Origin of the sequence: Pseudomonas sp. CP4 (genome assembly GCF_047758505.1) — a bacterium.
In the GTDB taxonomy this organism is placed as follows: Bacteria; Pseudomonadota; Gammaproteobacteria; order Pseudomonadales; family Pseudomonadaceae; genus Aquipseudomonas; species Aquipseudomonas fluorescens_AO.
On sequence record NZ_CP180489.1, the window covers coordinates 1,392,557 to 1,413,770 of the forward strand.

The following is a 21,214-nucleotide window of genomic DNA, read 5'->3' on the forward strand; positions in this document are numbered from 1 at the left end:
GGGCACGCCAACCCTGTAATCATTGACGAGCAATACACCGCAACAACCCCTTTATATACAGCGCTCAAAGGGGCGCCTTAATATCCGCTGCAATTCGAAACGACAGCCTGAACAAGGAAGTTCTCATGGCCACTTTGATACAAAACGCCTCGATTCAAACCGATCCTGCAGTAGAGCCAAACAATCATAAAGTTACCGACACGGTCGTTATCACGGATATGCTTTTCGAGAGCAACGAGCGCACGTCTGCAACGATCGACTTTCCCGAACACCCTTCCAAGCGTAACCAATTGAAGTTCGCGGACGAAATATTCGGCCCTCTGCAAATTGGCGCCATATCAATAACGCGGGTTGCGCTTGACAGTCTGGGAGCGACCGTCGACGGCAAACCATTGAGTGGTCGCAACACCTTCAGTCGAGTGCTGAAGCGTTCTTTTATCGATGCCGTGCAATTGGACCTGGACAAGGTCGAACATGCCATGAAGGCTGTCACCGGCAGTGACAGTTATTTATTGCCAACCCTGCTGTTTGAAATGGCCAGTCATCGCCCCTTGACCGCCCCCGCGCTCTTCAGCGGTCGCGTTACTGATGAGCACGAACCGGGCAACTACCGGCGCAAGCTGGTGAAACTCGCCAATGCGGCACAGGCACTCGACCTGCAGCATGTGCATCTGCCTCAACACCATCCACGCTGGAAAACATTGACCAAAAGCTACGCAACACTCGGCTCCAGCGTAGGTATTCAAGGCTTCGGGATATTCATGGGGCTGCGCGGAGTCTTCGATGCAATCAAGACAAAGAACACCGCAGAGATCGCGATCAACAGCGCAGGCATCGCCTCGGAACTTGGCTCGATCGCCGTCGACATTGGCGTCAGCAAAGCTGCCACCCAAATGCTCACTGTCGGGCAACATGCCTACCGTGACTTCGCCAGGACCCGAATGGCCCTCAGGCTGGGCCGTTCAGGCGGTCTGCTCGGCGGCGCGCTGACGCTGCCTTTCGATATCTACACCGCCGTGCGATCCATGAATGCTGCCGAGAACGCCACGGGCAAGGAAGCAATGGATCATTACGTCAGCGCCAGCCTGAGTATTACCAGCGCCGCCATGACGGTGATTCTCGGCGCCGCGGCGATGGCCGGCTTTTCCTTCGCCGGCCCGGTTGGACTGGCTGCCGGTGCAATGCTAGCCATCGGCTCGCAGGTCTATGGTGCGGTGCGCATTGTCGACGATATCGACGACTACATAGAACTCACTCTGGATGAGCGTTGGCGCACTGGCTGGTTTTCGTTCTGCATGGCGGATATCGATCAGCACGTTCAAGACCGTTATATCAAGGCCAAGACGCTGTTGCAGCATTCCATCAAGTTGAAGACGACGGCGAGAAAATTGCTCGATGGTCCTCTCAAGGACAGTACCGAAGCCATCGTCAATGGCCAATTCGAAGTCCGCCTGCGGCCCACCAGAGTCTGGAAGCGAAACTGGTGGACGAAACGCGACGCCTGGGAATCGGTACATGTTCCTGAAATAGTCGGTCTGGATGACACCATCGATGCCCGTGAAGGCGTCACACAGAACACGCCTGGCGCCGAACTAGGCACCCCTGCAGACAACAAGAGCGTTATGTGGCTGCTGGCCGAAGGTCGAGATTCAATCAAGGGGGTCGAAAAAAAACCGAACGTCTTTCATTACAAATCCGGGAAAAAAGACCTCACCGGTGGCGAGAAAAACGACCAGTTCGTGTTCGACAATGCGGCCGAATTCCTCAAGCAAGATGTGGATGCAACAGAACATTCGATACTGCGAGGTGGCGCAGGCCAGGACATGCTGGTGCTCGGTGGCCGTTACTCCGATTACCGCACCGATAAAACCGGTTATGACGTGGACCTGCTGGCCGGCACGCTGCAGATCATTTCGACCGACAAATCAAGCGAACTGGGCAAAAAGTATGCCTTGTACAGTTTGCTGGACAGCATTGAAAACGTTGAAACCGTCAACGGCGCCGCGAGCGTCGTGACCGGTACGGCGCAAAGCAACCTTATCAAGGCCCGCGGTAGTGACGTGATCGAAGCGGGTGCCGGCGATGATCAGATCTACCTGCTGCACAAGAATGCCAAGGCATCCGGTGAAGCGGGCGCCGATCAATATTTGATTGCGCATGTGGCCGGACGCTTCTCGATCTTCGAAGATGGCAAACAGCCAAGCCATATCGTACTGAACTGGAAAAAAGAGCTTATTGACTCATGGCACATCGAGGGTAACGACCTGGTTATCACTTCGGGGTTCGAGTTTCATGAACAATCAAAAAACATCTTGACCATCCATGATGTCTACGAAACAAAAGCCAACGTCCGACTACTGGTCAATAGGGATCTGACTTTCATCACCAGCGACGGTTTCCATTTCAGATTTGAGCTACCGGAGAAACTCTCAAAGGACGAAACGGCAGACTTTGCTGAAATACTGATCAAACTTGGTCAGTCACAACAACCCATTATCGTTTACGCCGAAGAGTGCTGGATCAGGCATCAGCAGGAAGCGAGCTATTACTTGCCCCGCTCCAGCAACATGACAACTTTTTACTCGGTGCTGCGCGCTGAGACCGTCACCAGAATCTATCTTGATTACAGCAGCGATGAATTGACAAAGGCCGAGGCGCATTTATTCGCATACAAACCCAAGTCCTATCACCTGACAGCAGGGTGTCATCTCGTTTATCACTTTGGCGAAAAGCGGATCAAACTGAATTATTTCGCCGCCGCTCGTGATGAAGGCGAACAAGACAACCTGACAAAAATGTTGCGCACCATGGCTGTCCGGCCGTTTTACCGTTATGTACTGATTTTCAATGACGGTGTCGCCATCAATGCCGGCCTCTCGGATGAAACCGATGTCCTGCCGGCCTTCACCGATTACAGCATACCAAGGGACTGGATCAGGCAAATGAAGCTGCCCTTGCCAGTCCGCTCGCGACGCTACAGTTATGCCCTGCCGGAAAACAGGGCGTACGAAATGGGCAATCGCAACTGCTGTGCCACGCTAACCGCGCAGACCGTGCAAACCGCGATGGAAAGCCTGGTGGGAGAAGGCTCCACGTATCTGATACACCTCGTTGCCAACATGACACTGCGACTTTCTACACCGGGCGCCCTCGCCAGCTCGACCGTGCGCCTGATGCACTCCTCTACGTGGGAGCTCGATGCCACAAAACTCGGGCCCGTCGATATCAGACTCTCGAACAATCAGCTATCCATCGGCACCTGTACTGTTTACCTACCGGTGTACGAAAGCGAGGACTTGATTGATCAGATTCGAGTCATCACTGAGAACGGAGTGGTGCATACAGTCGATCTGGTGTTTGACCGGGTCTACCGCGATGGCCTTGATGCACGATTCTTTGAAGCCTCCGACGCTACCAGACCGCTACCCTCAGCACTGGCCTCGCTGGCCAGCGAGGTGGTGAAGGTCAGAAACGCGGGCTGGATCTTCGATGAGTCAGCGGCAGTGAGTTACAGCTTTGCCGCACACGGCTGGGTATTGCGTGCCGATAACTCGCGAGTTGAAGCATCCGAGTTGCAAGTGGCCAATCGTTGCAGCCATCAGTCCGGGATCTTCCTGCCGACGCCAACCCTCAATGTCCCTGTAGCGTAACGGCAAAACAATTAATCGACAGCACCCTTTGCAACCCTGCGCTTTGCCAGGCGCCCGCGCGCGCCTGCGCATCCACTTCATGAGTAGTTCAGTATGGCCAAACCACCCAAAAAAGTTTCTGTCACGACAAAAACCGACCTCCCCGACGCCTCCGGCTCAGGTTCGCCGACACGCAGCAACACCATCGGTCTGCACATGCCGGATGCCTTGCTGCTGGGCATTCAACCGCCACCCCTCAGCCGGGGCGCCGACACCTCCGCAGCGGTTGATCGCCAGCCTGCGGTGGTCATTCATGAGTTGCCGCCGACAGCGAATCGTATCGGCACCACTCGGAACGCGATCCCCTGGCCGCAGGAGCGCGCTCACGAGCTGATTGCCGTGCCAGACAAGAGCGGTCTGTTCACCGGTCCGGATCAGCGAACGTACGCACAAATCGGTAGTGAAGGACGGTTCGTGGTCGAACAGGATCTGCACGGCAACTACCATTTACCCCTGACTTTCGCCCCCGGCGTCACCGGCCTCGCCCTGGCTCCCAACGAAGGCCAGGCGAGCTGGAGCATCCAGCGCCCTGACAGGCCATCGATCCGGCGCGCCCCGACTACCTTGGCCAGCCCCGACTATCTGGCTCCCTCGGACGTCAACACGCTGACCAAGCCGCAACTGGCCACTGATGGCATTCGCTACAACAAGCTCAAGCAGACCTTTGTCACCACGGTTGACGGAACAGTCATGGTGCGCAAAAACAAGGACGGCGACTATCAGCAGGCGTCAGCGGCAAGCCATGCGGCACCGGAGATATTTTTTGAACAGATCGCGGGAACCGTGTTCTGGCGGCAGAAAGCACCCGGCATCCAGCCCGCAGAGCCCCCATCATCCAGCCGACAGCCGATCGCCCAGGCCGAAGAGCCCATCGCCGGCCCGAGCAAGCGGCCACGGCTGGAGGAGACTGACGAACCGGCAACACGGCAAGCACCCAGCGCCCAGGATCAGCATCCGGCGTATTTCTGGTTGCCCTGGGGCCATTTGAACAAGCCTGCCGGGACGGAATCGGTGCAGCTTGGCTGGTTGCATTATCCCATCGTGCCCGTTGGCTCAAACCCCGCGCCCCGGGTGTTTTTCGTGCTTCATCCCGAGTTCGCGCCAACGCACTTCGAGGCGTTCGAACACATGCTGGCCACCGCCCCCGCCTTGCAGCCGGTGGCCACGTTTCGAATCGGCAACGATCCAGGTGAAATACATCCGGGCAAACACTTTTTCGAAGCGCCAATCACCCAATCCGTTGCTCGTGCATTCCCCGATTTTTCTGACGCCACCGCGCGCGCCGTGGCCCGACGACTATTCGAACTGGCCGACCACTCGCCGACGATCACCGGCACCGGGCTGGTCAACATTGATGCTGCGTTGCAGCAGTGGCAGCACCGGCCGCTGTCTACGACGCCGGCCCAGACCCGCGCCGACCCGATGAGCATGCTGACCGTGGCGCCGGATATTGACCTTGGCGGGAAACGACTGATTCCGATGCCTTCCCAAGTCGACAGTGAGCTGCAACGCCTGACCTTCGATCCGCAGCGTTTTCCAGCGGCCTGGAATCACTACTCAACCTATCCCTCGGACCTGAACCTGAGGCGGCTGATCGGTTCCTTGCTGGTTAACAGCGGCTACGAATTATTCCCGCTGACGTATGAACATCGCATGCCGACGCTGGTATTCAAACGGGCCCACCACGATCAGATTTTCTTCCTCAAACTGGGAGCGATCGACCAGGCAGGCCTCACTCATGTGCCCGGCAATGAACTGACCGAACCGAGCACACCCGCGCGAATCGGCCAGGACGCCTTCAAGGCGCTGACCGAGGCCGCCGCGCAAAACAAAGTGGTCTGGCTGATCGGCGGAGTGTTGAAGGTTGCCGGCAAGCCTGACTCGGTATTCATCATTCGCGAACGCTGAGCATGGCGCTCGGTCGCCGGTTTGGAGGGAAAATTGCGGCCATAAAAAAAGCCCGCAGTGTGGGCGGGCGAAAGACCAAAGAAGCTATATGCGCAGTCGCTTCCCGGTGGGGGCAGCTGCTTGGGGGTCAGCTGCCCCGATACGTGGAATAGCTGTAAGGCGAAATCAGCAGGGGCACGTGATAGTGCTCCTGCTCGGCGGAGATGCCGAAACGCAACACCACCACGTCGAGAAATGCCGGCTCGGGCAGTTGCACACCGCGGGCGCGGTAGTAATCGCCGGCGTGGAACTGCACCTGATAAACGCCAGTGCGATAATCGTCGCCTTGCAGCAACGGTGCGTCGACCCGGCCATCGCTGTTGGTTGTCGCACTGGCGACCAATTCCAGCTGCGATCCTTCAACGCGGTACAGCTCGACCTTGATCGAGCTGCCCGGGCAACCGTGTGCAGCGTCCAAAACGTGTGTTGTCAAACGTCCCATTGATTCTGCGCGCCTGGCCGCAACAAGCGGTCAGACCTCGCGCCTCCCGAAGTCAGTTGAAAAGGAGACCGCACCGATTCGGAGCACGAAACGCTGCGGCGAGCGACTGATTAAGACACTTTTCAAAAAAATTGTACACAATAAAAACGACATTTTTCGCCTCACCCCCGCCATCCGGGCCTTTATCGCCAATCTACAGACAATGCGCCTGATCATTGAACCTTCTATTCATTAGCTGACTGGTCAGGCAGGTTTCTTGCAGGCTCGAACCGCTAGCAGCAAAAGATGACAGCCGGTGAAAAATGCGAAAATTCAGGCTTACAAAATGTAAATAAAGTTGTATACAATCAGCCCATCGCTGTGACGCCAGCCTGCCAGGCCGCCACACCAATCTGTCAACGTACAAGAAGGAAGACTGCAGTGAGCGCTGACTACCCACGCGACCTGATCGGTTACGGCAGTAACCCTCCTCACCCACACTGGCCGGGCAATGCCCGGATCGCCCTGTCCTTCGTGCTCAATTACGAAGAAGGTGGCGAGCGCAATATTCTGCACGGCGACAAGGAATCCGAAGCCTTCCTCTCCGAAATGGTCGCTGCCCAGCCGCTGCAAGGCGCGCGCAACATGAGCATGGAATCGCTTTACGAGTATGGCAGCCGCGCCGGCGTCTGGCGGATTCTGAAACTGTTCAAGGAATTCGACATTCCGCTGACCATCTTCGCCGTGGCCATGGCCGCCCAACGTCACCCGGACGTGATCCGCGCGATGGTCGATGCCGGCCACGAAATCTGCAGCCACGGCTACCGCTGGATCGACTATCAGTACATGGATGAAGCGCAGGAACGCGAGCACATGCTCGAAGCGATCCGCATCCTCACCGAACTGACCGGTGAGCGTCCGCTGGGCTGGTACACCGGTCGCACCGGGCCGAATACCCGTCGCCTGGTGATGGAAGAAGGCGGTTTCCTCTACGACTGCGACACCTACGACGACGACCTGCCCTACTGGGAACCGAACAACCCGACCGGCAAGCCGCATCTGGTGATTCCGTACACCCTCGACACCAACGACATGCGCTTCACGCAAGTGCAGGGTTTCAACAAGGGTGACGATTTCTTTGAATATCTCAAAGACGCCTTCGATGTGCTTTACGCCGAAGGTGCCGAAGCGCCGAAAATGCTCTCGATCGGTCTGCACTGCCGCCTGATCGGCCGTCCCGGTCGCCTCGCTTCGCTCAAGCGCTTTATCGAATACGCCAAAAGTCATGAACAGGTGTGGTTCAGCCGTCGCGTCGACATCGCGCGCCACTGGCAAGATACCCACCCGTACCAAGGGACTGCAAAATGAGCCGCTTTCAAACCCTGCAACCGTCGACCCTGAGCCGCGACGCTTTCGTCAAAGCCTTCGCCGACATCTACGAACATTCGCCATGGGTGGCCGAAAAGGCCTACGACCTCGGTGCGGACGCTTCGATCGACGAGATCGAAACCCTGCACCAGCGCATGAGCGATATCCTGTTGAGCGCCGATCATGCCAGCCAGCTGGCCCTGATCAACGCTCACCCGGACCTGGCCGGCAAAGCCGCCGTCCAGGGCCAACTGACCGAAGCCAGCACCAATGAACAGGCTGGCGCCGGTATTCACCAATGCACGGCCGAAGAGTTCCAGCGCTTCACCGAGCTGAACGACGCCTACAAAGCCAAGTTCAAGTTTCCCTTCATCATGGCGGTAAAAGGCAGCAACCGGCATCAGATCCTCGCGGCGTTCGAAACGCGCATCAACAATTCGGTGGAAGCCGAGTTCAAATGCGCGCTGGCGGAGATCAACAAGATTGCCCTGTTCCGTTTACTGACTCTTTAGCAAGCCTGGCCCGAGCGTGAATGAACGCGCAAACGCCCAGGGCCCTGCGAGCATCCCCAGCCAACTTATCAAAGGCAGACAAGAAGAATGAAAGCTTACGCCGTACCTTTCGAAAAATACGTCAACCTGGCCGACGCCCGCCTGGGCACCAAGATCATTTCGGTCACCGATGACTGGTTCGCAGACGCCAATCGTCTGTTCCAACCGACCCCGGCCGTATGGAAGGAGGGCGTGTTCGATGACAACGGCAAGTGGATGGACGGCTGGGAGTCGCGCCGCAAGCGCTTCGAAGGTTACGACAGCGCGGTGATCCGTCTGGGCGTACCGGGCTCGATCAAAGGCGTGGACATCGACACTTCATTCTTCACCGGCAACTATCCGCCGTCGGCCTCGCTGGAAGCGTGCTTCCTGGCCTCGGGCGAGCCGGATGAAAACACCCAGTGGACTGAAGTGCTGTCGGCCGTCGAGCTGCAGGGCAACAGCCACCATTACCACGAAATCAGCAACGACCAGGCGTTCAGCCACCTGCGCTTCAACATCTACCCGGACGGCGGTGTTGCCCGTCTGCGCGTGTACGGCATTCCGTTCCGCGACTGGTCCGCTGTTGGCGACAACGAGCAAGTCGATCTGGCCGCAGCCCTTAACGGTGGCCGCGCCCTCGCCTGCTCCGACGAACACTTCGGCCGCATGAGCAACATCCTCAACCCGGGCCGTGGCATCAACATGGGCGACGGCTGGGAAACCGCACGTCGTCGTACGCCGGGCAATGACTGGGTGATCGTCGCCCTGGGTCATCCGGGCGAGATCGAGAAAATCGTCGTCGACACCCTGCACTTCAAAGGCAACTACCCGGACACCTGCTCGATCCAGGGCGCGTTCGTCAAGGGCGGCACCGACAGCCAGATCGAAACCCAGTCGCTGTTCTGGCGCGAACTGCTGCCAAGCCAGAAGCTGGAAATGCACGCCGAACACACCTTCGTCGAGCAGATCAAGGCACTCGGCCCGATCACCCACATCCGCCTGAACGTGTTCCCGGATGGTGGCGTGAGTCGCCTGCGTGTATTGGGCAAGGTCGCTAAACAAGGTTGAACCCAATCGCTGGCAAGCCAGCTCCCACAGGTTTTGTGAACGCCACAGTCCACTGTGGGAGCGGGCTTGCCCGCGATGGCGATAGATCTAACAACACAGAATCCGGATAAGAAGAACAGCATGCGCACATTGACGATTGAACCGCTGACCAAAGAAGCCTTCGCCCCTTTCGGTGACGTGATCGAAACCGACGGCAGCGATCACTTCATGATCAACAACGGTTCGACCATGCGCTTCCACAAACTGGCGACGGTCGAAACCGCTACGCCTGAGGACAACGCAATCATCAGCATTTTCCGCGCCGACGCGCAGGACATGCCGCTGACCGTTTGCATGCTGGAACGCCATCCGCTGGGCAGCCAGGCTTTCATTCCGCTGCTCGGCAACCCCTTTCTGATCGTGGTCGCGCCAGTTGGCGATGCACCTGTATCAGGCTTGGTCCGCGCCTTCGTCACCAACGGCAGGCAGGGCATCAATTACCATCGCGGCGTCTGGCACCACCCGGTGCTGACGATCGAAAAGCGGGATGACTTCCTGGTGGTTGATCGCAGTGGCACAGGCAATAACTGCGATGAGCATTTTTTCAAAGAGGATGAGCGGTTGATCCTCGCCCCCCACCAATAAGAGAAGGTCTGATCACTCGACAACAAGAGTGACAGGCGAGAGGTAAAGACTGTGGAAGCACATCTGTTGGAATGGCTGAACCTGAGCGTGCGCTGGGTTCACATGATCACTGGCGTGGCCTGGATCGGCGCGTCGTTCTACTTCGTCTGGCTGGAGAACAACCTCAACCGCGTCAACCCGAAAACCGGCCTGGCCGGTGATCTGTGGGCGATCCACGGCGGCGGCATCTACCACCTGGAAAAATACAAACTGGCCCCACCGTCCATGCCGGACAACCTGCACTGGTTCAAGTGGGAAGCCTACTTCACCTGGATGTCGGGGATCGCGCTGCTGTGCGTGGTGTTCTACTCCAATCCGGTGCTCTACCTCGTCGCACCCGGCAGCGGCCTCAGCGGTCCTGAAGGCGTGGCCATCGGTATCGGCTCGCTGATCGTCGGCTGGTTCGTCTACGACTTCCTCTGCGATTCGGCCCTAGGCAAGAAACCCGCCCTGCTCGGCTTCATCCTGTTCGTCCTGATCATCGCCGCGGCCTATGGCTTCAGCAAAGTGTTCAGCGGGCGTGGTGCGTACCTGCACGTCGGCGCGATCATCGGCACCATCATGGTCGGCAACGTGTTCCGCATCATCATGCCGGCGCAACGCGCACTGGTGGCGGCGATCGCCGAGAACCGCACGCCGGATCCGGCGCTGCCGGCCAAGGGTCTGCTGCGTTCGCGACACAACAACTATTTCACCCTGCCAGTGCTGTTCATCATGATCAGCAACCACTTCCCGAGCACTTATGGCAGCCAGTACAACTGGTTGATCCTGGCCGGGATCGCGGTGTTGGCGGTATTGGTGCGTCACTACTTCAACACCCGTCACGACAGCCACAAGTTTGCCTGGACCCTGCCAGTGGCAGCGGTGGGCATGATCTGCTTGGCCTACGTCACCGGTCCGATGCCGATGTCGAACGCACCCGAAGTGGCCAAGGCACCGGCGAAAATCGAGTACCAACCGCTGCCGGAGACGGCATTGGGCGGTGGCGCGAAACCGGCCGAACCGGCGCAACCTGCGGCACCCGCAGCCCCTGCGGCGGCACCTGCGCAAGCCTCGAATGCCGGCCCCGGTTTCGACAAAGTGCACAACGTGATTCAAGAGCGTTGCACGGTGTGCCATTCGTCCAAGCCGACCAGCCCGTTGTTCAGCGCAGCCCCGGCCGGTGTGATGTTCGACACCCCCGAGCAGATTCGCCAGAACGCCGCGCGCATTCAGGCGCAAGCCATCACCACACAGATCATGCCACTGGGCAACATCACCCAGATGACCCAGCAGGAACGTGACCTGATCGGTGCCTGGATTGCCCAGGGAGCGCAGACCAACTAATCGTTAAAAGCATCGCTGGCAAGCCAGCTCCCACAGGGTTTTGCATAGCCTGTGTGGGAGCGGGCTTGCCCGCGAATGGCCGCTCCGCGGTCTGCCTGATGCAAAGAAACAGCTGCAAGCAACCCGGCAGCTGTTAATCACAAGAATAAAAAAGATCCGAGGTGTTGCATGTCCGAGCTGTCCAAAGCGCGCATCCCCGACGCACCCGCCATTCAGCGTTTGCCCCTTTTGCAACTGATCCTGGTCGGTCTGCAACATGTTCTGCTGATGTACGGCGGTGCCATCGCGGTGCCGCTGATCATCGGACAGGCCGCTGGCCTGAGTCGTGAAGAAATCGCCTTCCTGATCAACGCCGACCTGCTCGTCGCCGGCATCGCCACTATCATGCAGTCGCTCGGCATTGGCCCGATGGGCATTCGCATGCCGGTGATGATGGGCGCCAGTTTCGCTGCGGTCGGCAGCATGGTCGCCATGGCGGGCATGCCCGGCATCGGCCTGCAAGGCATCTTCGGCGCGACGATTGCCGCCGGTTTCTTCGGCATGCTGATCGCACCGTTCATGTCCAAGGTCGTGCGTTTCTTCCCGCCGCTGGTCACCGGCACGGTCATCACCTCGATCGGTTTATCGCTGTTCCCCGTGGCCGTCAACTGGGCCGGTGGCGGGGTCGACGCCGCGCAATTCGGATCGCCGATTTATCTGGCCATCGCCGCGCTGGTGCTGGCCACCATCCTCTTGGTTCACCGCTTCATGCGCGGATTCTGGGTCAACATTTCCGTGCTGATCGGCATGTGCCTGGGCTATGTACTCTGCGGCGTGATCGGCATGGTCGACCTCAGCGGCATGGCCAGCGCACCGTGGATTCAGTTCGTCACCCCGCTGCATTTCGGCATGCCCAAGTTCGAGCTCGCGCCGATTCTGTCGATGTGTCTGGTGGTGGTGATCATCTTCGTCGAGTCCACCGGGATGTTCCTCGCGCTGGGCAAGATCACCGGCCAGGAAGTCTGCCCGCGCATGCTCCGTCGCGGCTTGCTGTGCGATGCCGGCGCGTCGTTCTTTGCCGGTTTCTTCAACACCTTCACTCACTCCTCGTTCGCGCAGAACATCGGCCTGGTGCAGATGACCGGCGTGCGTTGCCGCTCGGTGACCATCGTTGCCGGTGGTCTTCTGATCGTCCTCAGCCTGCTGCCGAAAGCGGCGTTTCTGGTGGCGTCGATTCCACCGGCGGTGCTGGGCGGTGCGGCGATTGCGATGTTCGGCATGGTCGCCGCGACTGGGATCAAGATCCTCCAGGAAGCTGACATCGGTGACCGCCGCAACCAGTTGCTGGTCGCGGTGAGCATCGGCATGGGCCTGATCCCGGTGGTGCGTCCGGAATTCTTCGCCCACCTGCCGCTGTGGATGAGCCCGATCACCCACAGCGGCATCGCCATGGCCACCCTCAGCGCGCTGACCCTGAACCTGCTGTTCAACATCCTCGGCGGCAAGGAGCGTGCGGCGATCAATGATTGCCATGCGCACTGATTGAAACCACCACACCACCTGTGGGAGCGAGCCTGCTCGCGAAAGCGCTGTGTCATTCAACATTGATGGCGACTGACACAACCGCTTCGCGAGCAGGCTCGCTCCCACAGGGACTACGCAACTGCTTGTGCCTCAAACAATAAAAACAAGAGGGAGCAACAGATGATCCGCACGCAAAGCAACGTTCTGTTGAGTGGCGGCCTGCTGGCCGCGAGTCAGGCCATGGCCGGCGATCTGCTGCTGTGGCAGAGCAACAGCCTCAGCTATCTGTACGGCAAGAACTTCGCGATCAACCCGTCGTATCAGCAGACGGTCACCTTCGAGCACGCCGACAAGTGGAAGTACGGCGACAATTTTCTGTTCGTCGACAAGATCTTCTACAACGGCAAGGAAGATCCGAACAAAGGTCCGCACACCTTCTACGGCGAATTCACCCCGCGCCTGTCCTTCGGCAAGATCCTTGATCGCAAGATCGAGTTCGGCCCGATCAAGGATGTGCTGTTGGCAATGACCTACGAGTACGGCGAAGGCGAAAGCGAGGCTTACCTGATCGGTCCCGGTTTCGATCTGAAAGTGCCCGGTTTCAATTACGTCACCCTGAACATTTTCCGTCGCCAGACCGAAGGCCCGCGCCCCGGTGATGGCGTCTGGCAAATCACCCCCGCGTGGTCCTACAGCTTCCCGCTGGGCAATTCCGATGTGCTGATCGACGGCTACCTCGACTGGGTCGTCGACAACGACGAGAACTCGCGCGGCACCTACCACGCCAACCTGCACATCAATCCGCAGATCAAATATGACCTCGGCAAAGCCATGGGCTGGAGCCAGAAGCAGGTGTACGTCGGCACCGAGTACAGCTACTGGAAGAACAAATACGGCATTGAAAACAGCCACTCCTTCGATACCAACCAGAACACCGCCAGCCTGCTGCTGAAGGTGCACTTCTGAGATGGCCCGCAACCGTGCGCCATACCTGCCGTCGGTGCTCTGTTGCGGGGCACTTGAGCCTTGGCCGTGGAGTCAGTATTCTCCGCCGCCTTCCGAATTCGCTCTAAAAAAAAGCCTGAATTCAATTTCTGACCGAAAAGCCAACTTATCCCGGCTGCGGTCAGTCCTGAGGCCTCCCGAAAACACGCTCGTCGACTGTTTTTCAGCAGCCGAACGGGCGTTTTTTGGTTTTTCGAAAGCCTTGGCGCAGCTTTTGCTACCAGCAATGAAAGCTGACCGATCGGATGAAATTTGCGGTACGAAAAAAGGCGCCACATCAGAGCGCCGATCTTAAAAAAATAACGTGGAACACCTACTTTGGGAGCAACCGAATGAAACGTATGTGCACCAGCCTGATGCTGGCCGGATCGATGTTCGCCGGCGGCCAGGCGATGGCCGAAGGCCTGCTGCAGTGGCAGAACAACAGCCTGACCTACCTGTATGGCAAGGACTTCCAGGTTAACCCGCGCATTCAGCAGACCGTGACCTTCGAGCACGCCGATGCCTGGAAGTATGGGGACAACTTCCTGTTCATCGACAAGATCTTCTACAACGGCAAGGATGATGGCGGCGTCGGCTCCAACACCTACTACGGCGAGCTCAGCCCGCGCCTGTCGTTCGGCAAGATCTTCGATCAGAAACTGGCCTTTGGTCCGGTGACTGACGTGTTGCTGGCCATGACCTACGAGTTCGGTGAAGGCGATACCGAGGCGTACCTCATCGGTCCGGGCTTCGACCTGGCGATTCCAGGCTTCGACTACTTCCAGCTGAACTTCTATCAGCGTCACACCCAGGGCGCACGCGCCGGTGACAACGTCTGGCAGATCACCCCGGTGTGGTCCTACACCATCCCGGTGGGCAAATCGAACATCCTCATCGACGGCTTCATGGACTGGGTAGTCGACAACGACTCCAATTCCAAGGGCGACTACCACGCCAACCTGCACTTCAATCCGCAGGTCAAATACGACCTGGGCAAGGCGCTGAATTTCGGCGAGAAGCAGTTGTATGTCGGTGTCGAGTACGACTACTGGTCGGACAAGTACGGGATCAAGGACAGCCAGTACTTCAAGACCGATCAGAGCACCACCAGCTTCTTGGTCAAGTTCCACTTCTGACCCGGCGGCGTCCTCTCCGACGCCTTCGCTGGCAAGCCAGCTCCCACAGGTTTCCATGTGTATTCAAAAATTGTGAACGACACATGCCCTTGTGGGAGCTGGCTTGCCAGCGACAGCCGCGCCGCAAATGTCAGGCTGAAACCGCCTCGGATATCCGCAAAAACCGGCAAAGCTCCTCGCGTTTGGCCAACGCATCCCGCCGCCCCAACTCGATCAACTCGCTGCAATACCCCGCCTCGAACAGCAGATAACTGAGCACACCCGCCCCGCTCGTCTTGGTCGCCCCTGGCCCGCGCAGAAACAGGCGCAACGCTGCCGGCAGTTCCTGGCGATGGCGCGCGGCGATTTCGTCGATCGGCTGACTCGGCGCAATCACCAGCACTTCCACCGGCGCCACACCCAGCGCGCGGGTCGGCGTGCCGGCCGGGAGCAAATGGCTGAACTGATTCAGACGCTGCAGCAACTCGATATCGCTCTCCAGACTGTCGATAAATGTGCTGTTGAGCATGTGCCCGCCGATTTGCGCGAGCGTCGGTTGCTGGCCGCTGTAGGCGCGCTCCAGCGGCTGCTGCAGATCGACGCCGCGTGGGTTGCCGCTGACGCCCACCACCAACACGCGACTGGCCCCCAGATGCAGCGCCGGGCTGATCGGCGCCGACTGGCGCACTGCGCCGTCACCGAAATACTCCTCGCCGATTTTCACCGGCGCGAACAACAGCGGAATCGCCGAACTCGCCAACAGATGATCAACCGACAGCTGCGTCGGCACACCAATGCGTCGATGCCGCAGCCAGGCGTCAATCGTGCCGCCGCCCTGATAGAACGTCACCGCTTGCCCCGATTCGTAGCCGAACGCGGTCACCGCCACCGCATGCAATTGCTTGCGTGCGATGGATTCGGCGATGCCGGGCAAGTGCAGTTTTTCCTCAAGCAGTTCGCGCAGCGGCGAACTGTTGAGCAGCGCCACCGGCATCTGCCGACCGAGGCCGAGCAGGCTGTGGCTGACGAAGCGGCTGGCTTGATGGATGACTCCGGGCCAGTCGCTGCGCAACACGCGGTGGCTGCGAAAGCCCTGCCAGAACAGGGTCAAGCGTTCGATGGCGGCGCGAAAGTCCGTGGCGCCACTGGCCAGGCTAACCGCATTGATCGCCCCGGCCGAGGTGCCGACGATCACCGGAAACGGATTGTCCGCGCCGACCGGCAGCAACTCGGCAATCGCCGCCAGCACCCCGACCTGATAAGCCGCCCGAGCCCCGCCGCCGGAAAGTATCAAACCTGTAACCGGTTCAGCAGGACTCATCGCAACACTCCAGGGTGCTTGTCAGATCGGCTAATCAACGACGCTTGGGATAAAGTTTCGGCTCACCCGGCGGGCGACTCTTGAAGCGCCGATGCGCCCACAGGTATTGCTCGGGGCAGGCACGCAAAGCGCTCTCGACCCATTGATTGATGCGGATGCAATCGGCCTCTTCGCTCTCGCCGGGAAAATCTTCCAGCGGCGGATGAATCACCAGGCGATAACCACTGCCGTCGGCCAGACGTTCCTGCGTGAATGGCACCACCAGCGCTTTGCCCAGCCGTGCAAACTTGGTCGTCGCGGTGACGGTGGCGGCCTGAATGCCGAACAGCGGCACAAAGATGCTCTGCTTGGCGCCGTAGTCCTGATCCGGCGCGTACCAGATCGCCCGACCCGAGCGCAGCAGCTTGAGCATGCCGCGCACATCGTCGCGCTCCACCGCCAGCGAATCGAGATTGTGCCGCTCGCGGCCACGGCGCTGGACGAAGTCGAACAACGGATTTTTGTGTTCGCGGTACATGCCGTCGATGGTGTGCTGCTGGCCGAGCAGCGCCGCGCCGATTTCCAGCGTGGTGAAATGCGCGGCCATGAGGATCACGCCCTTGCCTTCGCGCTGGGCTTTTTGCAAATGCTCCAGGCCTTCGACGTGGGCCAGTTTCGCCAGACGTTCGCGCGACCACCACCAGCTCATCGCCATTTCGAAGAAGGCGATGCCGGTGGAGGCGAAGTTTTCCTTGAGCAGGCGTTTGCGCTCGGCGGCGGATTTTTCCGGGAAGCACAATTCCAGATTGCGCCGGGCGATGGTTCGCCGGTCGCTGGCGACGCGATACATCAACGCGCCCAAAACTCGACCGATGGTCAACAGCGCCGGATACGGCAGCTGCACGATCAGCCACAAAAGCCCCAGGCCGCACCAGAGCGGCCAGAAGCGCGGAGCAAGATATGCTTTTCGAAAACGCGGGCGATCCATTAAAGCTTCCGTAAATACAGTGGCCGCGCATTCTACATCGTTCGACCCGGCTTGCGGCTCGCGGGCGTTCTCGTTATAAGTCTCGGCACTTTTAGTGACAAGCCGTTGTATGCCGACATGAGCCAAACCGACCCGTTAGACCAAGATCCCGTATTCCAGCTCAAGGGCAGCATGCTGGCCATCACTGTGCTGGAACTGGCCCGTAACGACCTCGAAAGCCTCGATCGGCAATTGGCCGCCAAAGTCGCCCAGGCGCCGAATTTTTTCAGCAATGCACCGCTGGTTCTGGCACTCGACAAACTGCCGCCGAACCAGGGCGCGGTTGACCTGCCGGGGCTGATGCGCGTCTGCCGCCAGCATGGCCTGCGTACCCTGGCCATCCGCGCCAGCCGCATCGAAGACATCGCCGCTGCCATCGCCATCGACATCCCCGTGCTACCGCCCTCCGGTGCCCGCGAGCGTCCACTGGAAACACCGGAAGCCGAAGTCAAAAAGAAGCCGGAAAAGCCACCTGAGCCGACCGTCAAACCGACCCGCGTAATCACCACGCCAGTACGTGGTGGCCAACAGATATATGCCCAGGGTGGCGATCTGGTAGTGGTCTCATCGGTCAGTCCGGGGGCGGAACTTCTTGCCGATGGCAACATCCATGTATACGGCCCGATGCGCGGCCGTGCGCTGGCCGGCGTCAAAGGTGACACCAAGGCACGGATTTTCTGTCAGCAATTGAGCGCTGAACTGATTTCCATCGCCGGTCATTACAAGGTTTCCGAGGATTTGCGTCGTGATCCGATGTGGGGCTCGGGCGTCCAGGTCAGCCTGTCAGGCGACGTGTTGAACATCATTCGGCTTTAACGGATACTGCCGCATTTTCCAAGCATCTCTAAAACGTAGCGAAAACGGCTCAAACGAAGTAGGAAAAAGGCCTAAAGCCAAATTCCAGCCAAGGCTGTCCGACTGCAGTAGTTTTCAAGAGATGTTTTTCAGGGGCTGAACAGTCCTTCTTCCTTAGGGGTGAAACACCTTGGCCAAGATTCTCGTGGTTACATCCGGCAAGGGTGGTGTGGGTAAGACCACCACCAGCGCCGCTATCGGTACCGGTCTCGCTCTGCGCGGCCACAAAACAGTGATCGTCGACTTCGACGTGGGCTTGCGTAACCTCGACCTGATCATGGGTTGCGAGCGCCGCGTGGTGTATGACTTCGTCAACGTGGTAAACGGCGAAGCCAACCTGCAACAGGCACTGATCAAAGACAAGCGCCTGGAAAACCTCTACGTACTGGCGGCCAGCCAGACCCGCGACAAAGACGCGCTGACCGTCGAAGGCGTGGAAAAAGTCCTGATGGAGCTCAAGGAACAATTCGAGTTCGTCGTCTGCGATTCCCCGGCGGGCATCGAGAAAGGTGCGCACCTGGCCATGTACTTCGCCGATGAAGCGATCGTCGTGACCAACCCGGAAGTGTCCTCGGTACGTGACTCGGACCGCATGCTCGGCCTGCTGGCGAGCAAATCGCGCCGCGCCGAACGTGGCGAAGACCCGATCAAGGAACACCTGCTGATCACCCGCTACCACCCGGAGCGTGTTGAAAAGGGCGAGATGCTCGGCGTTGAAGACGTCAAGGAAATCCTTTCGGTGACCCTGCTCGGCGTCATCCCGGAATCCCAGGCGGTGCTCAAGGCTTCCAACCAGGGCGTGCCGGTGATTCTCGACGACCAGAGCGATGCCGGTCAGGCTTACAGCGATACCGTCGACCGCTTGCTGGGCAAAGAAAAAGCCCACCGATTCCTCGATGTCGAGAAGAAGGGATTCTTCGAGCGCCTGTTTGGAGGTAGGTAATGAACCTTTTTGACTTCTTTCGTGCCAACAAAAAGCCAAGTACCGCCTCGGTAGCGAAAGAGCGTCTACAGATCATCGTGGCGCATGAGCGCGGCCAGCGCAGCACGCCGGATTACCTGCCAGCCTTGCAGAAGGAGCTGGTCGACGTGATCCGCAAGTACGTCAACATCGGCAACGATGACGTACATGTTGCACTGGAAAGCCAGGGCAGTTGCTCGATTCTGGAACTCAACATCACCCTGCCCGATCGCTGAGTCGATCCGGCAGGTATGACGGCGGTTCAGGGCCATTCCCCGGTGGAATGGTCCTGAACCGCCGTTGGCATTTGTTACGAGGCTGTTTTAATGCCGCTGTCCAACATCCGCATCATCCATCAGGACGCCGCCGTGCTGGTGGTCGACAAACCGACCCTGCTGCTCTCGGTGCCCGGTCGCGCTGACGACAACAAGGACTGCCTGATCACCCGCCTGCAGGAAAACGGCTACCCGGAAGCGCGCATCGTCCATCGCCTGGACTGGGAAACCTCCGGCATCATCCTGCTGGCCCGGGATGCCGACACCCATCGTGAGCTGTCGCGGCAGTTTCATGACCGCGAAACCGAAAAGGCCTACACCGCTTTGGCCTGGGGTCAGCCGGAACTGGACAGCGGCAGCATCGATCTGCCCCTGCGCTACGACCCACCGACCAAGCCCCGGCACGTGGTCGATCACGAATTCGGCAAGCATGCGCTGACCTTCTGGAAGGTGCTGGAACGTTGCGGCGATTGGTGCCGGGTTGAGTTGACGCCCATCACCGGCCGCTCGCATCAACTGCGCGTGCACATGTTGTCGATCGGCCACCCGCTGCTCGGCGACGGGCTCTATGCCCATGAACAGGCGCTGGCAGCCTGGCCACGTCTGTGCCTGCACGCCAGCATGCTCAGCTTCACTCATCCGCAAACCGGGGAGCGCCTGCGCTTCGAGTGCCCGGCCCCGTTCTGACAGCCAGCACCGGCCCCATGTGGGAGCGAGCATGCTCGCGAAAGCGGTTTCACATTCAGCGTCGATGTTGACTGATCAATCGCCTTCGCGAGCAGGCTCGCTCCCACAGGGGATCCGTTCGGATTCAATTGTTCGGCCAATACGTTAAACTCCCGTCCATTGCTGTCTGGAGTTTCTTATGCGCGCAGAGTTGAACCAGGGCCTGATCGATTTCCTCAAGGCCTCCCCTACCCCGTTCCACGCCACCGCCAGCCTCGTTCAGCGTCTGGAGGCCGCCGGTTATGTGCGCCTCGACGAGCGTGAGCCATGGTCCACCGAGGCCAACGGCCGCTATTACGTCACCCGCAACGACTCCTCGATCGTCGCGATCAAAATGGGCCGCAACTCTCCCCTGCACGACGGTATCCGCCTGGTCGGCGCCCATACCGACAGCCCATGCCTGCGGGTCAAGCCACAACCGGAACTGCAGCGTCAGGGCTTCTGGCAACTGGGCGTCGAAGTCTACGGCGGCGCGCTGCTGGCGCCGTGGTTCGACCGCGATCTGTCGCTGGCCGGCCGCGTGACCTTCCGCCGTGACGGCAAGGTCGAGAGCCAGTTGATCGACTTCAAGGCACCGATCGCGATCATTCCCAACCTGGCCATTCACCTCAACCGTGAAGCCAATCAGGGCTGGGCGATCAACGCGCAGACCGAACTGCCGCCGATCCTCGCCCAGTTCGCCGGCGACGAGCGCGTCGATTTCCGCGCCGTGCTCACCGATCAACTGGCCCGCGAGCACGGCTTGAATGCCGACGTGGTGCTGGATTACGAGCTGAGCTTCTACGATACGCAAAGCGCTGCGGTGATCGGTTTGAACGGTGATTTCATTGCCGGTGCGCGGCTGGATAACCTGCTGTCGTGCTACGCCGGCCTGCAAGCGTTGCTCACCGCCGAGACCGACGAAACCTGCTTGCTGGTCTGTAATGACCACGAAGAAGTCGGCTCCTGCTCGGCATGCGGTGCCGACGGACCGATGCTAGAACAGACCCTGCGGCGCCTACTGCCGGAAGGTGACGAGTTCGTCCGCACCATTCAGAAATCCCTGCTCGTGTCGGCCGATAACGCCCACGGCGTGCACCCCAACTACGCGGAAAAGCACGACGCCAACCACGGCCCGAAACTCAATGCCGGCCCGGTGATCAAGGTCAACAGCAACCAGCGCTACGCCACCAACAGCGAAACCGCCGGTTTCTTCCGCCATTTGTGCATGGCCGAAGAAGTCCCGGTGCAAAGTTTCGTGGTGCGCAGCGACATGGGCTGCGGCTCGACCATCGGCCCGATCACCGCCAGCCATCTGGGTGTGCGCACCGTCGACATTGGCCTGCCGACCTTTGCCATGCACTCGATTCGCGAACTGTGCGGCAGCCATGACCTGGCGCATCTGGTCAAAGTGCTCAGTGCGTTCTATGCCAGCCGTGAATTGCCATAAAGGCTGAAAAGCTTCGCGAGC

Annotated in this window: 18 protein-coding genes; 15 read left to right on the plus strand and 3 right to left on the minus strand. The window is 59.3% G+C overall.

Going from position 1 to position 21,214, the window contains the following annotated elements:
* Window positions 1-125: 125 nt before the first annotated feature.
* Entirely contained in the window at window positions 126-3,650 is a 3,525-nt protein-coding gene (locus ACMYUN_RS06120) for a calcium-binding protein (RefSeq protein WP_415763252.1), read from the plus strand.
* Between the two features lie 93 nt (window positions 3,651-3,743).
* Window positions 3,744-5,597: a hypothetical protein gene (locus tag ACMYUN_RS06125; protein ID WP_415763253.1), complete on the plus strand. Its 1,854-nt coding sequence runs from the start codon at window positions 3,744-3,746 to the stop codon at window positions 5,595-5,597.
* 127 nt (window positions 5,598-5,724) lie between these two features.
* Here the strand turns inward: ACMYUN_RS06125 and uraH are convergent, their stop codons facing one another.
* The gene (uraH, locus tag ACMYUN_RS06130) at window positions 5,725-6,078 is read right to left on the minus strand and encodes a hydroxyisourate hydrolase (RefSeq protein WP_024012214.1); all 354 of its coding nucleotides are present in this window, start codon (window positions 6,076-6,078) and stop codon (window positions 5,725-5,727) included.
* 420 nt (window positions 6,079-6,498) lie between these two features.
* Here uraH and puuE point away from each other — a divergent pair, with 420 nt between their 5' ends.
* The 8 genes from puuE to ACMYUN_RS06170 all read left to right on the plus strand — a co-directional run bounded on the left by puuE (window position 6,499) and on the right by ACMYUN_RS06170 (window position 14,641).
* Window positions 6,499-7,425: an allantoinase PuuE gene (puuE, locus tag ACMYUN_RS06135; protein WP_415763254.1), complete on the plus strand. Its 927-nt coding sequence runs from the start codon at window positions 6,499-6,501 to the stop codon at window positions 7,423-7,425.
* Complete coding sequence (uraD, locus tag ACMYUN_RS06140) at window positions 7,422-7,937, plus strand: 2-oxo-4-hydroxy-4-carboxy-5-ureidoimidazoline decarboxylase (protein ID WP_016773760.1); 516 nt, start codon at window positions 7,422-7,424, stop codon at window positions 7,935-7,937. The genes puuE and uraD overlap by 4 nt, the downstream gene beginning before the upstream one ends.
* Before the next feature lie 87 nt (window positions 7,938-8,024).
* On the plus strand, window positions 8,025-9,026 hold the full coding sequence (gene alc, locus ACMYUN_RS06145) for an allantoicase (protein ID WP_039763802.1): 1,002 nt from the start codon (window positions 8,025-8,027) through the stop codon (window positions 9,024-9,026).
* 120 nt (window positions 9,027-9,146) lie between these two features.
* Window positions 9,147-9,650: an ureidoglycolate lyase gene (locus ACMYUN_RS06150; RefSeq protein ID WP_039763801.1), complete on the plus strand. Its 504-nt coding sequence runs from the start codon at window positions 9,147-9,149 to the stop codon at window positions 9,648-9,650.
* Between the two features lie 51 nt (window positions 9,651-9,701).
* Window positions 9,702-11,015, plus strand: coding sequence for a urate hydroxylase PuuD (locus ACMYUN_RS06155; protein WP_415763255.1), 1,314 nt, complete (start codon window positions 9,702-9,704; stop codon window positions 11,013-11,015).
* A 168-nt stretch (window positions 11,016-11,183) separates the two neighbouring features.
* Window positions 11,184-12,536, plus strand: a complete 1,353-nt coding sequence (locus ACMYUN_RS06160) for a nucleobase:cation symporter-2 family protein (protein WP_415763256.1) — start codon at window positions 11,184-11,186, stop codon at window positions 12,534-12,536.
* A 162-nt stretch (window positions 12,537-12,698) separates the two neighbouring features.
* Window positions 12,699-13,484, plus strand: coding sequence for an outer membrane protein OmpK (locus ACMYUN_RS06165; RefSeq protein ID WP_039763797.1), 786 nt, complete (start codon window positions 12,699-12,701; stop codon window positions 13,482-13,484).
* Window positions 13,485-13,855: 371 nt separating this feature from the next.
* Window positions 13,856-14,641, plus strand: coding sequence for an outer membrane protein OmpK (locus tag ACMYUN_RS06170; protein WP_039763795.1), 786 nt, complete (start codon window positions 13,856-13,858; stop codon window positions 14,639-14,641).
* 130 nt (window positions 14,642-14,771) lie between these two features.
* Here ACMYUN_RS06170 and ACMYUN_RS06175 read toward each other — a convergent pair whose 3' ends face one another.
* Both ACMYUN_RS06175 and ACMYUN_RS06180 read right to left on the minus strand, forming a co-directional pair.
* On the minus strand, window positions 14,772-15,941 hold the full coding sequence (locus ACMYUN_RS06175) for a patatin-like phospholipase family protein (RefSeq protein ID WP_415763257.1): 1,170 nt from the start codon (window positions 15,939-15,941) through the stop codon (window positions 14,772-14,774).
* A 34-nt stretch (window positions 15,942-15,975) separates the two neighbouring features.
* Entirely contained in the window at window positions 15,976-16,908 is a 933-nt protein-coding gene (locus tag ACMYUN_RS06180) for a lipid A biosynthesis lauroyl acyltransferase (protein ID WP_041479319.1), read from the minus strand.
* 117 nt (window positions 16,909-17,025) lie between these two features.
* Here ACMYUN_RS06180 and minC point away from each other — a divergent pair, with 117 nt between their 5' ends.
* The 5 genes from minC (at window position 17,026) to ACMYUN_RS06205 (ending at window position 21,193) form a co-directional block, all read left to right on the plus strand.
* Window positions 17,026-17,763: a septum site-determining protein MinC gene (minC, locus tag ACMYUN_RS06185; RefSeq protein WP_041479318.1), complete on the plus strand. Its 738-nt coding sequence runs from the start codon at window positions 17,026-17,028 to the stop codon at window positions 17,761-17,763.
* A 169-nt stretch (window positions 17,764-17,932) separates the two neighbouring features.
* Window positions 17,933-18,745: a septum site-determining protein MinD gene (gene minD, locus ACMYUN_RS06190; protein ID WP_007913953.1), complete on the plus strand. Its 813-nt coding sequence runs from the start codon at window positions 17,933-17,935 to the stop codon at window positions 18,743-18,745.
* A complete protein-coding gene (minE, locus tag ACMYUN_RS06195; protein WP_003223146.1) occupies window positions 18,745-18,999 on the plus strand; it encodes a cell division topological specificity factor MinE in 255 nt (84 codons plus the stop codon). The genes minD and minE overlap by 1 nt, the downstream gene beginning before the upstream one ends.
* Window positions 19,000-19,089: 90 nt before the next feature.
* On the plus strand, window positions 19,090-19,725 hold the full coding sequence (locus tag ACMYUN_RS06200) for an RluA family pseudouridine synthase (RefSeq protein WP_039763788.1): 636 nt from the start codon (window positions 19,090-19,092) through the stop codon (window positions 19,723-19,725).
* Between the two features lie 178 nt (window positions 19,726-19,903).
* Window positions 19,904-21,193 (plus strand): M18 family aminopeptidase, encoded by a 1,290-nt coding sequence (locus ACMYUN_RS06205; protein ID WP_415763258.1) that lies wholly within the window; start codon window positions 19,904-19,906, stop codon window positions 21,191-21,193.
* Window positions 21,194-21,214 lie beyond the last annotated feature (21 nt).